This is a genomic window from Haladaptatus sp. SPP-AMP-3 (assembly GCF_049568665.1).
Lineage (GTDB): Archaea > Halobacteriota > Halobacteria > Halobacteriales > Haladaptataceae > Haladaptatus > Haladaptatus paucihalophilus.
The window spans coordinates 1-13,004 of record NZ_CP145899.1 but is presented as its reverse complement, the minus strand read 5'-3'; the positions used below and the strand labels follow the sequence as shown (position 1 = coordinate 13,004).

Genomic DNA, 13,004 nt, shown 5'->3' with positions numbered 1-13,004 from the left:
CGCTTCACTTTCACCCCGGGTAAGAGCAAGCTCTTTTCAGGTGAACCACGTAGATTCGAGCGCGGGAGTACCCGCGGGGACGTGACCACCATCCCACACGAACCCGATTTTGTTTCCAGCACGGCGGGCGGTCACTCTTCGCCCGCTATTCGAAATCGATACCGGTGATTTCGAACCGCGAACCGCCGGTGCTTCCCTCCAACACGTCGATTTCCCAGCCGTGCGCTTCCACGATTTGCTGGACAATCGATAGGCCCAAACCGGTTCCGTTGTCCGTCGTGTACCCGCTCTGGAACACCAATTCGCGCTCGTCGTCCGAGATTCCGGGACCGTCGTCCACGATACAGACGCCGTTCGAGATACGTTTGACGTGAACGGTGACGTCCCGTCCGACGTGCTCGATGGCGTTCCGGAACAGGTTTTCGAACACCTGACTCAGCCTATCGATGTCCGCCGAAATCTCTTCTTCCACGTTCTCCAGCATCAACGTCGCCTCGGGCGGAGCGGCGCGTGACCACGCATCCTCGACGATATCGTGAAACTCCGTCACCTCCTTCTCCGCGAGCGCATCGGGTTTGCGCGCGAGGTCGAGCATTTCGTTTATCATCCGTTCCATTCGGTCGAGCGCACCGCTTACCTCGTCGAATGCGTCCCCGGAGTCTTCCGCCTTCGCAACGCGGAGATACCCCTGGGCGATACCGAGGGGGTTGCGAAGCTCGTGGGCGAGCATGCTGGCGAACTCGTCGAGACGCTCGTTTTGGCGCTGTAGTTCCTGCTTTCGGCGCTTGTGCTCGGTTACGTCCCGAATGATGCCGATGATTTCCGGGTTCTCCTCGTCGAAGCACATCCGCGTCGTGTTGATCTCGGCGTAGCGATTTTCCCCGTCCGGGGTCATGTACGTCACCGAGTACGGAGAGGAGTTTCCTCGCTTCCGTTCGCGCATATCCGCGGTGAGTTCGTCGATGGAATCGTTGGGGAACGCATCGATGTCTTCGAGCCGTTCGCCGAGAACAGCGGGTCGGTTGAACCCGGAAACGCGACAAAACGCGTCGTTTACCGACTGAATCCTCCCGTTCGCATCGAGGACGAACACGGGGTCGGGAGCCGTCTGGAACAGCGTTCGGAACCGTTGTTCACTCTGTTCTTTCTCGCGCTCGATTTCGACGGAAAGCCGCCGTCGTTCGAGCAGTCCGTCCAGACGGGCCTGTAACACCGCCTTCTCGATGGGTGTCGTGATAACCTCGTCGACGCCCTGCCACACTTCCGGCGTCCGCGCCGGGGAGGTCGTCGAGGTGACGAGGAGATAGGGGAGAAACGTCGGGAGAGACGCCTTCTTTTTGGCTTCGAGTTCGTCACGATAGCGACTGAACGACGCTTCGTCCACGATACACAGGTCGAACGACGTATCGACGCCGTGTTTCGGAAACACCACTTCGTACTCCGACGTGAGCCAGTCGGCCAACAAACGACGGTTTCGGCGGTGGTCGATAAGCAGAAGGATACTCCCCTTCGTGACCGACTCCTGACTGGATACTGACCGATTTTCGCTCATATTATCGTTCCCGTACGTAGTCGGCCAAACGGAGTCGTCGGAACGCGGAGTATCTCGAAGGAGATGACGCAAAACCCCTCGGGAGACGCGCCGTGGAGGCCAGTATCATAGATGTTATTTTCGTAGTGGATTCATGACCGAAATTCACACTTCAATCGACTATCCGACACGACCACACGTTCGGAACCCTTAGTCTCTGGACTCCGACGCGTTCCCTCCCTCCGCGGATTTCATGAGTTTAGACCCCGAGTCGTTGCGGTCGTGAAACTCCGCACGAAGGTCGTCGTCGTCCAACTCCATGGCCGTGGACGAAAGCTCGTTTCGAAGCGATGCTAACCGCGTCTCGAGTTCGGTGTAATCCTCGTTTTGCGACAACTCGTCCGATTCTTTGCGTTCTTCGAGTGCCGCTTTCTTCGATGACAGCGCAAGCAACTCCTGAACTTGCGAGTCGTACGTTGAGCGGGTTTCGAGCGACACGACGATTTCACGGAGCTGTTCCGGGTCGGAAACCGGTTTGCAGATGTAGGCATCGAATCCGAGTTCGAGAATGTCGAAATCGGGTTCGACCGCGGTCACCATCGCCACCCGACAGTCGAACCCCTGCTCGCGGATTTCGTCGAGGACCTCCTGTCCGGAGCGGTCGGGCATCCGACGGTCGAGGAGGACGATATCGACATCCTCGTCGATAGTCTCTAGCGCCTCGGTTCCGTTGTACGCCTTCCGGACTTCGTAGGAATCTTCGAGCCAGCGTGCGTGTAAGTCAGTGATAGCATGTTCGTCGTCAACGATGAGAACAGTTGGCTCGTCAGACATTGGTTGCGTTGAGATTCACTGCCGTTGCTATATCAAATGTAAGGTTGCGATACATACACCGACAGAGACTTCGAATATAATCCATAAACGACACTCACTCGTCTTGCAATCAATATACGGGTGGAGTCCATTTTTATAAAAGCTTTTCGGAAGTGGTTCTAAAGACAGCGGAAAGAAACCGAGTGAGCCGCCAATAACTACAATATTCCCGAACGTATGCCTCGGCTAGAGAAATGAGCGTTTTAACCGAGTTCACCGTGCCATCGGAGGAGTTCATCCTTCACGAGACGCTGGAGCGAATCTCCAATATCCATGTCGAAATAGAGCGCGTCGTTGCGGACAGTGAGTACGTGACACCGTACTTCTGGGCGAGTGGTGGATCGGTCGAGCGGTTCGAGCGTGCACTCGGCGAGGACGTAACCGTCGAGACGATGACGTTGCGCGAAAACCACGACAACGAACGGTTCTATCGCGTCTCGTGGCGGCAGCGCACGGGGACCGTCGGTCACGCCGTCTCGGAGTTGAAAGCTAGCATTCTGGAGGCGACGAGCGATGGAGACGACTGGTATCTCAAACTGTTGTTTCCGAGCGAGTCGTCGCTGACGGAGTTCCACGACTACTGCTCGAGCTACGACCTCTCGTTTCAGTTGACTCGAATGTACGAATCACGACATCCGAACGCGTTCGGGAAGTACGAAGTGACGCCGAAACAGCGGGAAGCACTGATAACGGCGCTCGATTCCGGCTACTTCAGCGTCCCTCGCGGAGCGACGTTGGAACACGTGGCAGAAGAACTCGACATATCACCGAACGCACTTTCGACACGATTACGTCGCGGGCATGCAAATCTTATCACGAACACACTGCGACACGAAGGATAGCACCTGCATTTGCAAGCCAATACTTTTTGACAACCGGGTAGCTAATAAGGGATGGTAATAGTCACACACTGGCTTTAGGGCAAGCTACTGTATGGCTTATAACGAATACGGGTTGTCACAACGGCTCGCAGGTATGAACAACGATAGATGGGTACGAGGCGACGGGGAAAACACGTGTACACCTCCATGTCTATCCGGACGTCTTGCGGAACATTCTCACGCTTGTGCCGAAAACGACGAGACAAAAACGGTTCGAATTTCTATAAAAAATCGACCAAAGATAATGGAACGGCTGGGGATTCAACGAACAAAGATACAAGCGTATATTAGAGGATAGTATAGGAGAGCAATACATTGATATCGAGTTCCAGTGTATTTAGCATGCAAAATAGCGTCGCTAATGTAAAAATAAAATTATATATTAGGAAATGTCATAAATGAACGTCCGCAAAATAGAAGAAGATCTCCAGGGAGCGTCAAACGTTCTCGTCCTCGCCCCTCTTACGCCTGATGGCAACCGAGCACACATGGAGCTCGTAGCTTCGACGCGACCCGAAAACGTCAGTCTCGCGGCCGTCACCTACACGCAACCGCCGGGACAGTGGCTCGGGGACTGGGAACGGAGCGTCGGAAGATCACCGCGAGAGGTTCGTTTCATCCACGCGAGCGGGATGGCACAGTCCGAAACGTACGACGAACAGACGTCCGACACCGTGACGACAAAGGTCGTCGACCCGACCGACCCGATGGAGATAATCGTCCCGTTGAGCGACCAGCTGAAGGAGTGGTCGGACGGGGAAACACAGCCGGTCGTCTCGGTACAGACGCTGACCGTCCTCCTCGAATACGTCGATTTCGATACCGCATTCCGATATCTCCACATACTCACTCACCGAATACAGGCCGCGGGGGGCATCGGGTATTTCCAAATGGACCCCGACATTCACGACCCCGAGACGACGAATACCCTGAAAACGCTGTTCGATGTCGTCGTCGAGATTTCCGACAACGGTGCCGAGTGGACGACCACACCAGCCTACTCTCCGGACGACGAGGCGAGCGAATCGAACGAAACCGAAGAGGCTACCGAGTCGACCGACCAGCGGAGCGACGGACCGCTCTCTTCCATCCGCTCCGTCCTGTCCGGGCTGTTCGAACGAAAGAAACCGGAAGATGAGGAAGAGGAAACGACCGTGGAAACCACCACGGAGGGATCACCCCAACAACCGGAACAAAAACAGGAACCCGAACAGCCACCGGTCGGAAACCTGGCCGACGAGGAGATGCTCACCGACGAAGAGAGAATTCGGTCGCTCCTCATCCAGTACGGCGGCCGGATGAAGCAGGCAGATATCACGACCGAAACTTCGTGGTCGAAATCGACCGTGAGCAGAAAACTCTCGAAGATGGAGGAAAACGACGAGATAACACGGGTACAAATCGGACGGGGGAATCTCGTCTTCCTCAACGGGTCCGAACCGGAAGCGTCGAAATCCCCGTTCGAAGCCTAATCCTGTTCGACGGCAAACGTGCTGGCGATAAGCTGTCGAGTTGCACGCCGGAGTTGTTGTGAAATCGCCGACGTAGAGACGCCGAGTTCCTCGGCGAGTTCGCCCTGTGAGATACCACGGGGCACGTCGTAGTAGCCCGATTGATACGCGGTGAGAACCGTGTCGCGCTGGCGACCGGTCAGCCGCGCGCCGTCGGGGTTCGTGTTCGGGTCCGCGTCGAACAGTTGCCGCACACGGAACGTGATTCCGTGCTCCAAACACGCTTCCCGGAGTTGGATGAGCGGTTCACGCGAGAGCATCTGGATACGGATTACCCACCCACCGGTGCCGCTCTTTACGTCGAGGACGCGAATACCGAGGTCGGCGGCGGTAGGGAGGAACGGAACGACATCCGATTCGGGCCGAATCCGATACACGCGCCGGTCGGCGGCGGCGGAGAAAAACGTCGCCGCACGGACGGTCGCATCCGTCTCGAGCGAGCGCTCGAACGAGGAAAAATCGTCTCCGACGACGGAAACAAACAGAAGCGAGCCGTCGGCCATCGGCGTTTCCTCCATCTGAATAGTCACCTCAGAGGACGATTCTATCGTCGGAACGAGAACGAGATGCCCATGTGAGACGAAAATCTCGGCAAAGAGAGTTCTCGATGGAGCGGAAAGAGCGAAATCGTCCTGTACAGCGCCCTTCGACGAGCCGTCCGGTTCGTTAAGAGGGCCATCGGAGTTAGATGCGCCATGTGCCATTGTCGAGGAACCCGAACTCGATTGTGGTATTTCATTACGTCACATTAAACTTTCGGGAATCGAACATGGGCTAAGATTCTACCAGAATGTCACAACGACCGTCGATTACGTGGGTCGTCGAATGACGCCCCGTCTTGCCCTTCGACACCGCTCGTGGATGGAGAACTGAGCACGAGGGGGATTGGAGTCATGAGCGCTAACGACCCTCGCGGCCGGATATTGTAAGACCCCGCCTCCGCGCTGGGCGTATCTTGCTACGTCTCGTTCCCTGTTTACTATAGGGCGATTAATCGAATCTTTTAATTTCATATTTTTAATGTTGAAAGCAATAGACGAGGGGATGAGAGAGGGACATCGTCCACAATTGTTTCAGCAGACATCTCGTACGACAATATAGACCAATCGAGGGATAGTACGACCAGTAATTGGACAATACCGGTCCGACAAGTGCAGACAGACGGGTCGTAGAAGGAACCGACCACCGTCGTAAAACCAGCCCTACAAGGTCAGAAAGCGGCGTTTTCTAGCGATGATGCCAAGAATAACGACATACACACGCATTCTAGTTCGCGTGTTTTTAGTATAAATGATAAGTACATGATCGAACAATTTATAGGTGTGCTAAGCGGTATAACAAGCAATCACAACCGTTCGCAACAAATTGGGAGCGCATTATTGGTTTATTACCTATTCTATCGATAATTCATCCGTCATGAGCGCTACAGAAGTTCACACCGACGATGGAGGAACGCATACCGTTCCGGAAGTAAGTGCCGAGACTGAGCTCTCAAAGGATAAAATCTTCCACCTCCTTCAAACGCCTCGTCGCCGTCACGTACTACGGTATCTCAAGGAACGCGACGGGACGGTCGAGATGCGCAACTTGGCAGAACAGGTCGCGGCGTGGGAGAACGACACGACCGTGCAGGCGCTCACCTCGGACGAACGCCAGCGCGTGTACATTCCACTCTATCAGTCACACCTGCCGAAACTCGACGAGGAAGGGATCATCGACTACGACCAGAGCCGCGGAACGGTCAAACGGACGAAGCTTGCGGACCAACTCGACCGGTATCTCACCGTCGAAGCGGAGGAAGCCGACCGCGAGGAAGTCGGTCGAGAACCACCGTGGGAATTTTACTACCTCGGCGTTTCGGTGTTCAGCACCATCGTCCTCGCCGGTGCTGTCCTTGGCATCCCCGTCCTCACCACGCTCCCGAGCGTCGCTATCGGCGGCGTCATCATCGCCATGTTTTCGTTCGTAACGCTCGCCCAATTCATGTCGGGGTGGACGGCGCGGGAAGAATAGACGGGACCGAAACGACAACGAATTGGACCAGAATGAACCTGTCAGTCAGCGTGTGATGTTAGCTGTTCTTCTTCCACTGCCATCGTATCAGTGAGGCAGTCAACGAGTGCGAAGATGGCCTCCTGATGGGCGGTTTTCGAATGATGTATCGATGTCGGTTTCACACCAGTTTGCTCGTACTCGGATAGGTCTACCGTTCGGCCACTCCGCTCCTCGTACTGGTTTCGAACCGCCGCGAGTAAGCCGTGAACGTGGATCAGCTCCTGTTTCTTCATATTGTAGCCACGTGATGACTCGTCGCATATATTATCTTTGGCCAAGAGTAAACGGATAGTTCGTAACGGATTACACGAACACGGTCATTATGATGAAACTTTGTAACGATGGCGGATTTGTCTAGTTTCAAACGGACCGTTTAATCCGTTTTCCATCGCCTGAGGAGGGCATTATCATGCACTTAACTAATACCCTGTAGACATAACATCGAGTCGAACATGTACGACCTGACTGGCTTCCAGCGAGACCTGTTGTACGTCATCAACGGGTTGACCGAACCACACGGACTCGCCATCAAAGAAGAGCTCGAAGATTACTACGAGAAGGACATCCACCACGGCCGGCTCTACCCGAACCTCGATACGTTGGTCGACAAAGGATTGGTCGAGAAGGGGCAAGTGGACCGTCGAACCAACTACTACACCCTCACCCGACGCGGACAGCGGGAGATCGAAGCGCGTCGTGAATGGGAATCGAAGTACGTCAGCGAGAAAGAAAGCGCCGAACTCGCGGACTAACGACCGACCCCTTTTCCCCCCTCACAGGTCGTTTGTACTTAAAACACGGAAATACTAACGCATACCTTTTGGGGGGTTCCTTTTCATACTCCATCTGATGGCCGTCGGGTAGAGACGGGAAACGCACACTATGCCGAGAAACCACGACATATCAAATCGGGTGGACGCTATCGAACGTTGCGCGTACTGTAAGGATTACGTCCCAGTAACACGCATCGAAATGGAGTTGGAGGAAAAGGGAACCTATCTCCAAGCGAGCGTAGATATCTGCGAAAACTGCCTAGAGAAATCGCGGTAACCGCGGGTAGCAATCACACGGGAAGCGAGTGAGTAACCGAAACGGACCAAAATGCGGGAGAACGAAGATCATAACAGCGAGACTGGGAACGTGGACCAAAAGCGGAAATCGAAAGGCGGCACCGGTAAACAGAACCGACCCGAGAACGGAAACGCTCAGATAGTACGTATTCCATTGACGCCTCTCATCCTCGGATTCGATGTCGGGGTCGCGGCCGACATCGAGGTAGCATTCTAACTGTGATACGAGGGGAGTTTGCTCCACGATACCGCGGTTTTTGTCGTAGTCGATGACCCCTTTTTCGTCGAGTTTCGGGAGGTGAGATTGGTACGACGGGATGTGCGCTCGCTGACGTTCGTCCGAGGTGGGCGCGTGGGCGGTCGTGTCGTTTTCCCACGCCGCGACCTGCTCCGCGAGGTCGCACATCTCGACCGGTCCGTCCGCATCCCCGAGATAGCGAATCGCGGCGCGGCGTCGCTGACTCTGTAGCAGGTGGAACGCGCCATCAGTCGATAGATCGTTTTCGACGGGCGGTTCGTCGACGGAAACCCGCCCGTCGGATTTGGTCGAGAGTTTCTCCCTCGCACTCATGACATTCACCACCAGAAACAGGAGCGATAATAAACCGGTGACGCGCCCGGTGACGCGCTCCCAGACCGTTTCGAACTGTTTCAAACGGTGAGAAGGACCGAAACTAGACGGGACGGCATTCCGAGTTTATGTAGGGTATGTACGTAGGAGAAATCGAAATGAGCCAGGCAAACCACATACCCGCCTGGGCAGCCTCTCCAGGGGAGTTCGAGCGAACCCTCGAAGTCCTCGTCTCCACGGCACGAGACAACGACGTCGAACTCGACCGTTCGTGGACGTTCCGCCACGAGAAATACGACGACGTGATGGTGGAGATAACGAGCCTCGCCCCGCGACCCGAACTAGCCGAGCCGACACCGAGTCAACCATCCGTATCCGAGGGGACGACAACCGACGATTTCGAGCTCGCGCTCGACGAACTGCTGATGAAAGGGCAAGACGAAGGAATGACGTTCGACCGCTCGTGGACGTTCCGAAATTCGAACCCCAACAGCAACGATACGATGGTCGAAATCTCGCGCTTGGCGAAGTCAGCGTGAAAGCTAAATTAGGCCATCGGCGGTACAGATAATAGAGACGTTAACCGAACCACGCCGCGGTCTACGTGTTTTCAGGATGAGGATATCTATGGTATCTGAAAGACACGCATGAGGTACCATCCGGGGATTTAAATGTTTGCATTGAGTATAGAACGTTGATGAAACGGTCCACTCGCCAACGGGAGCGCCGCGCGGAGCAAACCGAAACCGAGGAGGAGGAGGGGGTCACGGGATGTCCCGAGTGCGGGTCGAAAAACCTCGTTAACAGTGCGGACCAGTCCGAACTCGTCTGTGACGACTGTGGACTGGTCGTCGAAGAAGATCACGTCGACCGCGGGCCCGAGTGGCGCGCGTTCAACCACAGCGAGCGACAGAGCAAGTCGCGCGTGGGAGCGCCAACCACGCAGACGATGCACGACAAAGGACTGACCACGACCATCGACTGGAAGAACCAGGACGCGTACGGTCGGTCGCTGTCGTCGGAAAAACGAAGTCAGATGCACCGACTGCGCAAGTGGCAAGAGCGCATTCGGACGAAGGACGCGGGCGAGCGCAACTTGCAGTTCGCGCTCTCCGAAATCGACCGGATGGCGTCCGCGCTGGGTGTCCCACGGTCGGTACGCGAAGTCGCATCGGTTATCTACCGACGTGCATTGGCCGAAGACCTGATTCGCGGACGTTCCATCGAAGGCGTCGCAACGAGCACGCTGTACGCCGCCTGTCGGCAGGAGGGAATCCCACGAAGCCTCGAAGAAGTCGCGGAGGTCTCACGGGTGGATCAGAAGGAGATCGGTCGAACATATCGATACATCTCCCAAGAACTCGGCCTCGAAATGAAGCCGGTCGACCCGAAGCAGTACGTTCCTCGATTCTGTTCCGACCTCGGTGTCAGTGAAGAAGTGCAGTCCAAAGCGAACGAAATTATCGATACGACCGCGGAACAGGGGCTTCTCTCCGGGAAATCGCCGACCGGCTACGCCGCCGCCGCGATTTACGCCGCCTCACTGTTGTGTAACGAGAAGAAGACCCAGCGTGAAGTTGCCGACGTCGCACAGGTGACGGAAGTCACCATCCGCAACCGGTACCAAGAGCAGATCGAAGCGCTCGGTATCCACTAGACGTATAAGCACTTCACACATCCAGCCGAATTTTTACACACGGTCGTCGTCTTCGACTAGTCGCGAGACCGGTCGGCGCCGTCGGATTTCAGGGAATTCGACGAGCATAGACGCGTCCGTCATCGAACAGTGGATTCCGGTTGGATCCACCTAACTCGAATATCACGTGACGCCGTTTGAACATCGGACGCGAGACGATAGAAGTCGTGTGAACGTCTGGCATTCTCCATCTCCCTCGGGCGTGGCTGCTGGGGGAGAACACACTGTTGGATATTTCCATGCGAATCGGGACGGAGGTTCACTCCGTCACTTTTCGCCGGGACGAAGGATACCGACCAGTAAAACGTACTGAAAGACGTCAGGCACATTTCATCGAAAGCGAACGGAAACGCCCGCCCGGGAGGAGAACTTTCGTAGGAGGATGGTGACACGAGGTGGGATGCCGGCCCACGGCCATCGCCTCCGGCAACGCCGAGCGAGTCGGTTACCGTAACGCACATGGGACGCCCGTCTTGGGCGTACCGGAGACGAAAAGCGGTATCTACTTTGTTATACACCATCTAAATTATATGAAAGACAGGTATTCCGACACCGTTGTCGATATAGAGGATGTCAGAATCAATTATCATACGCGATATTTGCAAGCAAGTTTAAGCAGTTCGGTGACTGATTCGGCGTTATGATTGATATTATTGAACTCGTCGAGGACAATCTCGAATCGATGTTAAATTCTGGGGAGGTAGAATGCCCATCGGCGGAGTGTAACAATCGACGATTTCGTGTCGATATCTGGCAGGACGACGAGGGGGGAATCGTGGGCGATGCGTACTGCCGTAACTGTGACCTACAGATACGGTTGGACCTGTCAGACGAACCGATAGACGAGGCCGAATCCACGCTCAAAGAAGTCGAAGCCGAACTGCATCGATCGACGCCGCCCAAAACCGATGGAGAGCAGTTGGAGGCAGTCAAGTAACAACTTACCGACAATCAAATAATATTGTATTATTTCGCCACACTCTTTCCGACAGGTACTTATCTAACGGCCAAAAAGCAAGCATTGAGAGTCGCGGGAAAATTCAATTTGATTAATTATCGTCCCAAATAACAGCCAGAATAACACAATTATCTTCGACCAGAGGATTGATGTTATATAAGATTTATAATAGAATTCATAAATATTGTTCGGAGTAGGAAGTTTTATATCCTCTGTCAATGAATATCACACCATACTACCATGTCAGAGGCAGAAACCGTTAGTAACGTGGAAACCGCGCGCGATCTCACCGCGTTCCAACAAAACGTCCTGATAGTGCTCTCGGAGGAATCTCGATACGGTCTCGCGATCAAGCGCGAGCTCGAAGATTACTACGACGAGGAAGTAAATCACGGTCGCTTGTACCCCAACCTCGACACGCTCATCGAGCGTGGGCTGGTCGAGAAGAGCGAACTGGACAAGCGAACGAACGAGTACGCCATCACCGACGACGGAATCGCTGTCCTGCTCGACTCGTTCGAGTGGCGGTTCCAGAAGTTCATCACGAACGATGAACGCGGGGAAGAGATTCGAGCGCTCCTCGAATAGTAGCGGCGCTGCTTCTCACGGTCCTCGACCGTTTCCCGAACCGAAAAGCCACGGCGTTCGACACGGAGATTCCTAATTCACTCGAAACGGTCCAGGCGCTCCCGAATCGCCTCGCCGTCGATACCGTCGAGCGCCTCGAGACCGGCCTGAACGACCAGCGGATAGAAGTGGCGATTTTTCTCCAGTTCCTCGCCGACCGCTCGTTCGTAGGCGAGGTTAAGCTCCTTGTAGCGGAAGTTCAGCTCGGAGCGCTGCTCTTCGGGGAGATACATGTAGGTCCCGACGCGAGTCTCCTTGACGCTCTCAGATGCAGTGGAATCGGCTTCGTCGGTTCCATCGTCGGTTTCGGATGGGTCGGACGCCACATCCGTTTCACCTCCCGACACGGAGTCGGCCCGTTCGGTGGATTCGGACGCCGCGGACGGTTTGTCACGCTGCGCGCGACGGCGACGAAGACGGTCGGCACGGCTCTCGTCGCTCATGCCGACATCTCCATCGAATCGAACTGCCGTTCGAGGTCCTCGGCGATGGTGAGGAACACGGCGGTCATATCACACTCCTCCTCGACTTCGAACAGGGAACAACCGGCCGAGAACGCACGTTGGAGCGTCACCCGTTTTCTGACCTCCCAGACGGGAATGTCGGTGAACACATCGTCGAACCACGTGAGCATCGCATCCGCTTCGTTGGTCGTCTCGACGCGGTTGGCGACGAGTCCGAGGTCGTGGATCTGCGTGTCGTACTCCGCTTCGAGGACTTCCATCTGGTCGAACAGGATTTCCAATGCGCGCTTGCTCGTCGATTCCGCGAGCGCCGGAATGAGAACGTTTCCGGCGGCGAGTAGGGCGTTATCGGTGAGGTTTCCGAGATACGGCGGGCAGTCGATGATGATAACGTCGTAGTCAGCATCGAGCGCATCGAGGACCTGCGTCAGCCGTTCCCGACCGCGCATCGCCATGGTGAGCTCCGGCTCGACGCTGGTCATGTCGATGTTGCTCGGAAGCACGTCCATCTCCTCGTGGGAGACGATGAGCGAATCGACGTCCTCGCGCTCCTCGTGGTCGGTCAGCGTATCAAACAGGGTCGGTGGTTGTGCCTCGTACTCGGCCTCCAATCCGAGCCCTTCGGTGGCGTTCCCCTGTGGGTCGAGGTCGACGAAGAGCACGTCGTGTCCTCGCTGGTTCAACGCTCCCGCGACGTTGATCGCCACAGTCGTCTTCCCGACCCCGCCTTTCTGGTTCGAGACGGCGATTTTGGCTGTGTCGGACAT

General features: G+C 55.5%; 15 protein-coding genes. 8 read left to right on the top strand and 7 right to left on the bottom strand.

The window, feature by feature from the left end; all coding sequences use genetic code 11:
* Positions 1–145 precede the first annotated feature (145 nt).
* Together V5735_RS18570 and V5735_RS18565 are read right to left on the bottom strand one after the other, a co-directional pair.
* Positions 146–1,552, bottom strand: a complete 1,407-nt coding sequence (locus tag V5735_RS18570) for a PAS domain S-box protein (RefSeq protein ID WP_423746440.1) — start codon at positions 1,550–1,552, stop codon at positions 146–148.
* Between the two features lie 189 nt (positions 1,553–1,741).
* Complete coding sequence (locus tag V5735_RS18565) at positions 1,742–2,365, bottom strand: response regulator transcription factor (RefSeq protein ID WP_423746439.1); 624 nt, start codon at positions 2,363–2,365, stop codon at positions 1,742–1,744.
* 233 nt (positions 2,366–2,598) lie between these two features.
* Between V5735_RS18565 and V5735_RS18560 the strand changes: the two genes are divergently transcribed.
* Both V5735_RS18560 and V5735_RS18555 read left to right on the top strand, forming a co-directional pair.
* Positions 2,599–3,246, top strand: coding sequence for a helix-turn-helix domain-containing protein (locus V5735_RS18560; RefSeq protein ID WP_423746438.1), 648 nt, complete (start codon positions 2,599–2,601; stop codon positions 3,244–3,246).
* 437 nt (positions 3,247–3,683) lie between these two features.
* Positions 3,684–4,757: a helix-turn-helix transcriptional regulator gene (locus tag V5735_RS18555; RefSeq protein WP_423746437.1), complete on the top strand. Its 1,074-nt coding sequence runs from the start codon at positions 3,684–3,686 to the stop codon at positions 4,755–4,757.
* Here the strand turns inward: V5735_RS18555 and V5735_RS18550 are convergent.
* The gene (locus V5735_RS18550; RefSeq protein WP_423746436.1) at positions 4,754–5,314 is read right to left on the bottom strand and encodes a helix-turn-helix domain-containing protein; all 561 of its coding nucleotides are present in this window, start codon (positions 5,312–5,314) and stop codon (positions 4,754–4,756) included. The genes V5735_RS18555 and V5735_RS18550 overlap by 4 nt on opposite strands.
* 898 nt (positions 5,315–6,212) lie before the next feature.
* Between V5735_RS18550 and V5735_RS18545 the strand changes: the two genes are divergently transcribed.
* A complete protein-coding gene (locus V5735_RS18545) occupies positions 6,213–6,809 on the top strand; it encodes a DUF7344 domain-containing protein (protein WP_423746435.1) in 597 nt (198 codons plus the stop codon).
* 41 nt (positions 6,810–6,850) lie between these two features.
* Here V5735_RS18545 and V5735_RS18540 read toward each other — a convergent pair whose 3' ends face one another.
* The gene (locus V5735_RS18540; RefSeq protein ID WP_423746434.1) at positions 6,851–7,084 is read right to left on the bottom strand and encodes a UPF0058 family protein; all 234 of its coding nucleotides are present in this window, start codon (positions 7,082–7,084) and stop codon (positions 6,851–6,853) included.
* A gap of 219 nt (positions 7,085–7,303) precedes the next feature.
* Here V5735_RS18540 and V5735_RS18535 point away from each other — a divergent pair, with 219 nt between their 5' ends.
* Positions 7,304–7,603: a PadR family transcriptional regulator gene (locus V5735_RS18535; protein WP_007981213.1), complete on the top strand. Its 300-nt coding sequence runs from the start codon at positions 7,304–7,306 to the stop codon at positions 7,601–7,603.
* Between the two features lie 280 nt (positions 7,604–7,883).
* On the opposite strand, the gene V5735_RS18530 is transcribed toward V5735_RS18535, so the two are convergent.
* Positions 7,884–8,492 (bottom strand): DUF7344 domain-containing protein, encoded by a 609-nt coding sequence (locus V5735_RS18530; protein ID WP_423746433.1) that lies wholly within the window; start codon positions 8,490–8,492, stop codon positions 7,884–7,886.
* A 158-nt stretch (positions 8,493–8,650) separates the two neighbouring features.
* On the opposite strand from V5735_RS18530, the gene V5735_RS18525 reads away from it, so the two are divergent.
* From V5735_RS18525 to V5735_RS18510, 4 genes are all read left to right on the top strand, one after another.
* Entirely contained in the window at positions 8,651–9,031 is a 381-nt protein-coding gene (locus V5735_RS18525; protein WP_423746432.1) for a hypothetical protein, read from the top strand.
* A 158-nt stretch (positions 9,032–9,189) separates the two neighbouring features.
* The gene (locus tag V5735_RS18520; RefSeq protein WP_007981208.1) at positions 9,190–10,149 is read left to right on the top strand and encodes a transcription initiation factor IIB; all 960 of its coding nucleotides are present in this window, start codon (positions 9,190–9,192) and stop codon (positions 10,147–10,149) included.
* Positions 10,150–10,828: 679 nt separating this feature from the next.
* The gene (locus V5735_RS18515; protein WP_423746431.1) at positions 10,829–11,125 is read left to right on the top strand and encodes a hypothetical protein; all 297 of its coding nucleotides are present in this window, start codon (positions 10,829–10,831) and stop codon (positions 11,123–11,125) included.
* Between the two features lie 261 nt (positions 11,126–11,386).
* Complete coding sequence (locus V5735_RS18510) at positions 11,387–11,734, top strand: PadR family transcriptional regulator (protein ID WP_423746430.1); 348 nt, start codon at positions 11,387–11,389, stop codon at positions 11,732–11,734.
* Positions 11,735–11,811: 77 nt separating this feature from the next.
* On the opposite strand, the gene V5735_RS18505 is transcribed toward V5735_RS18510, so the two are convergent.
* Positions 11,812–12,216: a hypothetical protein gene (locus tag V5735_RS18505; protein ID WP_423746429.1), complete on the bottom strand. Its 405-nt coding sequence runs from the start codon at positions 12,214–12,216 to the stop codon at positions 11,812–11,814.
* On the bottom strand, positions 12,213–13,004 hold the full coding sequence (locus V5735_RS18500; protein ID WP_423746428.1) for a ParA family protein: 792 nt from the start codon (positions 13,002–13,004) through the stop codon (positions 12,213–12,215). Before V5735_RS18500 ends, V5735_RS18505 begins: the two co-directional genes overlap by 4 nt.

Excerpts from the sequence above, each read along its gene's own strand:
- V5735_RS18570 (WP_423746440.1), bottom strand. The coding sequence starts at position 1,552 with ATGAGCGAAAATCGGTCAGTATCCAGTCAGGAGTCGGTCACGAAGGGG.
- V5735_RS18535 (WP_007981213.1), top strand. The coding sequence starts at position 7,304 with ATGTACGACCTGACTGGCTTCCAGCGAGACCTGTTGTACGTCATCAAC.
- V5735_RS18565 (WP_423746439.1), bottom strand. The coding sequence starts at position 2,365 with ATGTCTGACGAGCCAACTGTTCTCATCGTTGACGACGAACATGCTATC.
- V5735_RS18560 (WP_423746438.1), top strand. The coding sequence starts at position 2,599 with ATGAGCGTTTTAACCGAGTTCACCGTGCCATCGGAGGAGTTCATCCTT.
- V5735_RS18515 (WP_423746431.1), top strand. The coding sequence starts at position 10,829 with ATGATTGATATTATTGAACTCGTCGAGGACAATCTCGAATCGATGTTA.
- V5735_RS18530 (WP_423746433.1), bottom strand. The coding sequence starts at position 8,492 with ATGAGTGCGAGGGAGAAACTCTCGACCAAATCCGACGGGCGGGTTTCC.
- V5735_RS18550 (WP_423746436.1), bottom strand. The coding sequence starts at position 5,314 with ATGGAGGAAACGCCGATGGCCGACGGCTCGCTTCTGTTTGTTTCCGTC.
- V5735_RS18520 (WP_007981208.1), top strand. The coding sequence starts at position 9,190 with ATGAAACGGTCCACTCGCCAACGGGAGCGCCGCGCGGAGCAAACCGAA.
- V5735_RS18555 (WP_423746437.1), top strand. The coding sequence starts at position 3,684 with ATGAACGTCCGCAAAATAGAAGAAGATCTCCAGGGAGCGTCAAACGTT.
- V5735_RS18510 (WP_423746430.1), top strand. The coding sequence starts at position 11,387 with ATGTCAGAGGCAGAAACCGTTAGTAACGTGGAAACCGCGCGCGATCTC.
- V5735_RS18540 (WP_423746434.1), bottom strand. The coding sequence starts at position 7,084 with ATGAAGAAACAGGAGCTGATCCACGTTCACGGCTTACTCGCGGCGGTT.
- V5735_RS18525 (WP_423746432.1), top strand. The coding sequence starts at position 8,651 with ATGAGCCAGGCAAACCACATACCCGCCTGGGCAGCCTCTCCAGGGGAG.
- V5735_RS18545 (WP_423746435.1), top strand. The coding sequence starts at position 6,213 with ATGAGCGCTACAGAAGTTCACACCGACGATGGAGGAACGCATACCGTT.
- V5735_RS18505 (WP_423746429.1), bottom strand. The coding sequence starts at position 12,216 with ATGAGCGACGAGAGCCGTGCCGACCGTCTTCGTCGCCGTCGCGCGCAG.
- V5735_RS18500 (WP_423746428.1), bottom strand. The coding sequence starts at position 13,004 with ATGTCCGACACAGCCAAAATCGCCGTCTCGAACCAGAAAGGCGGGGTC.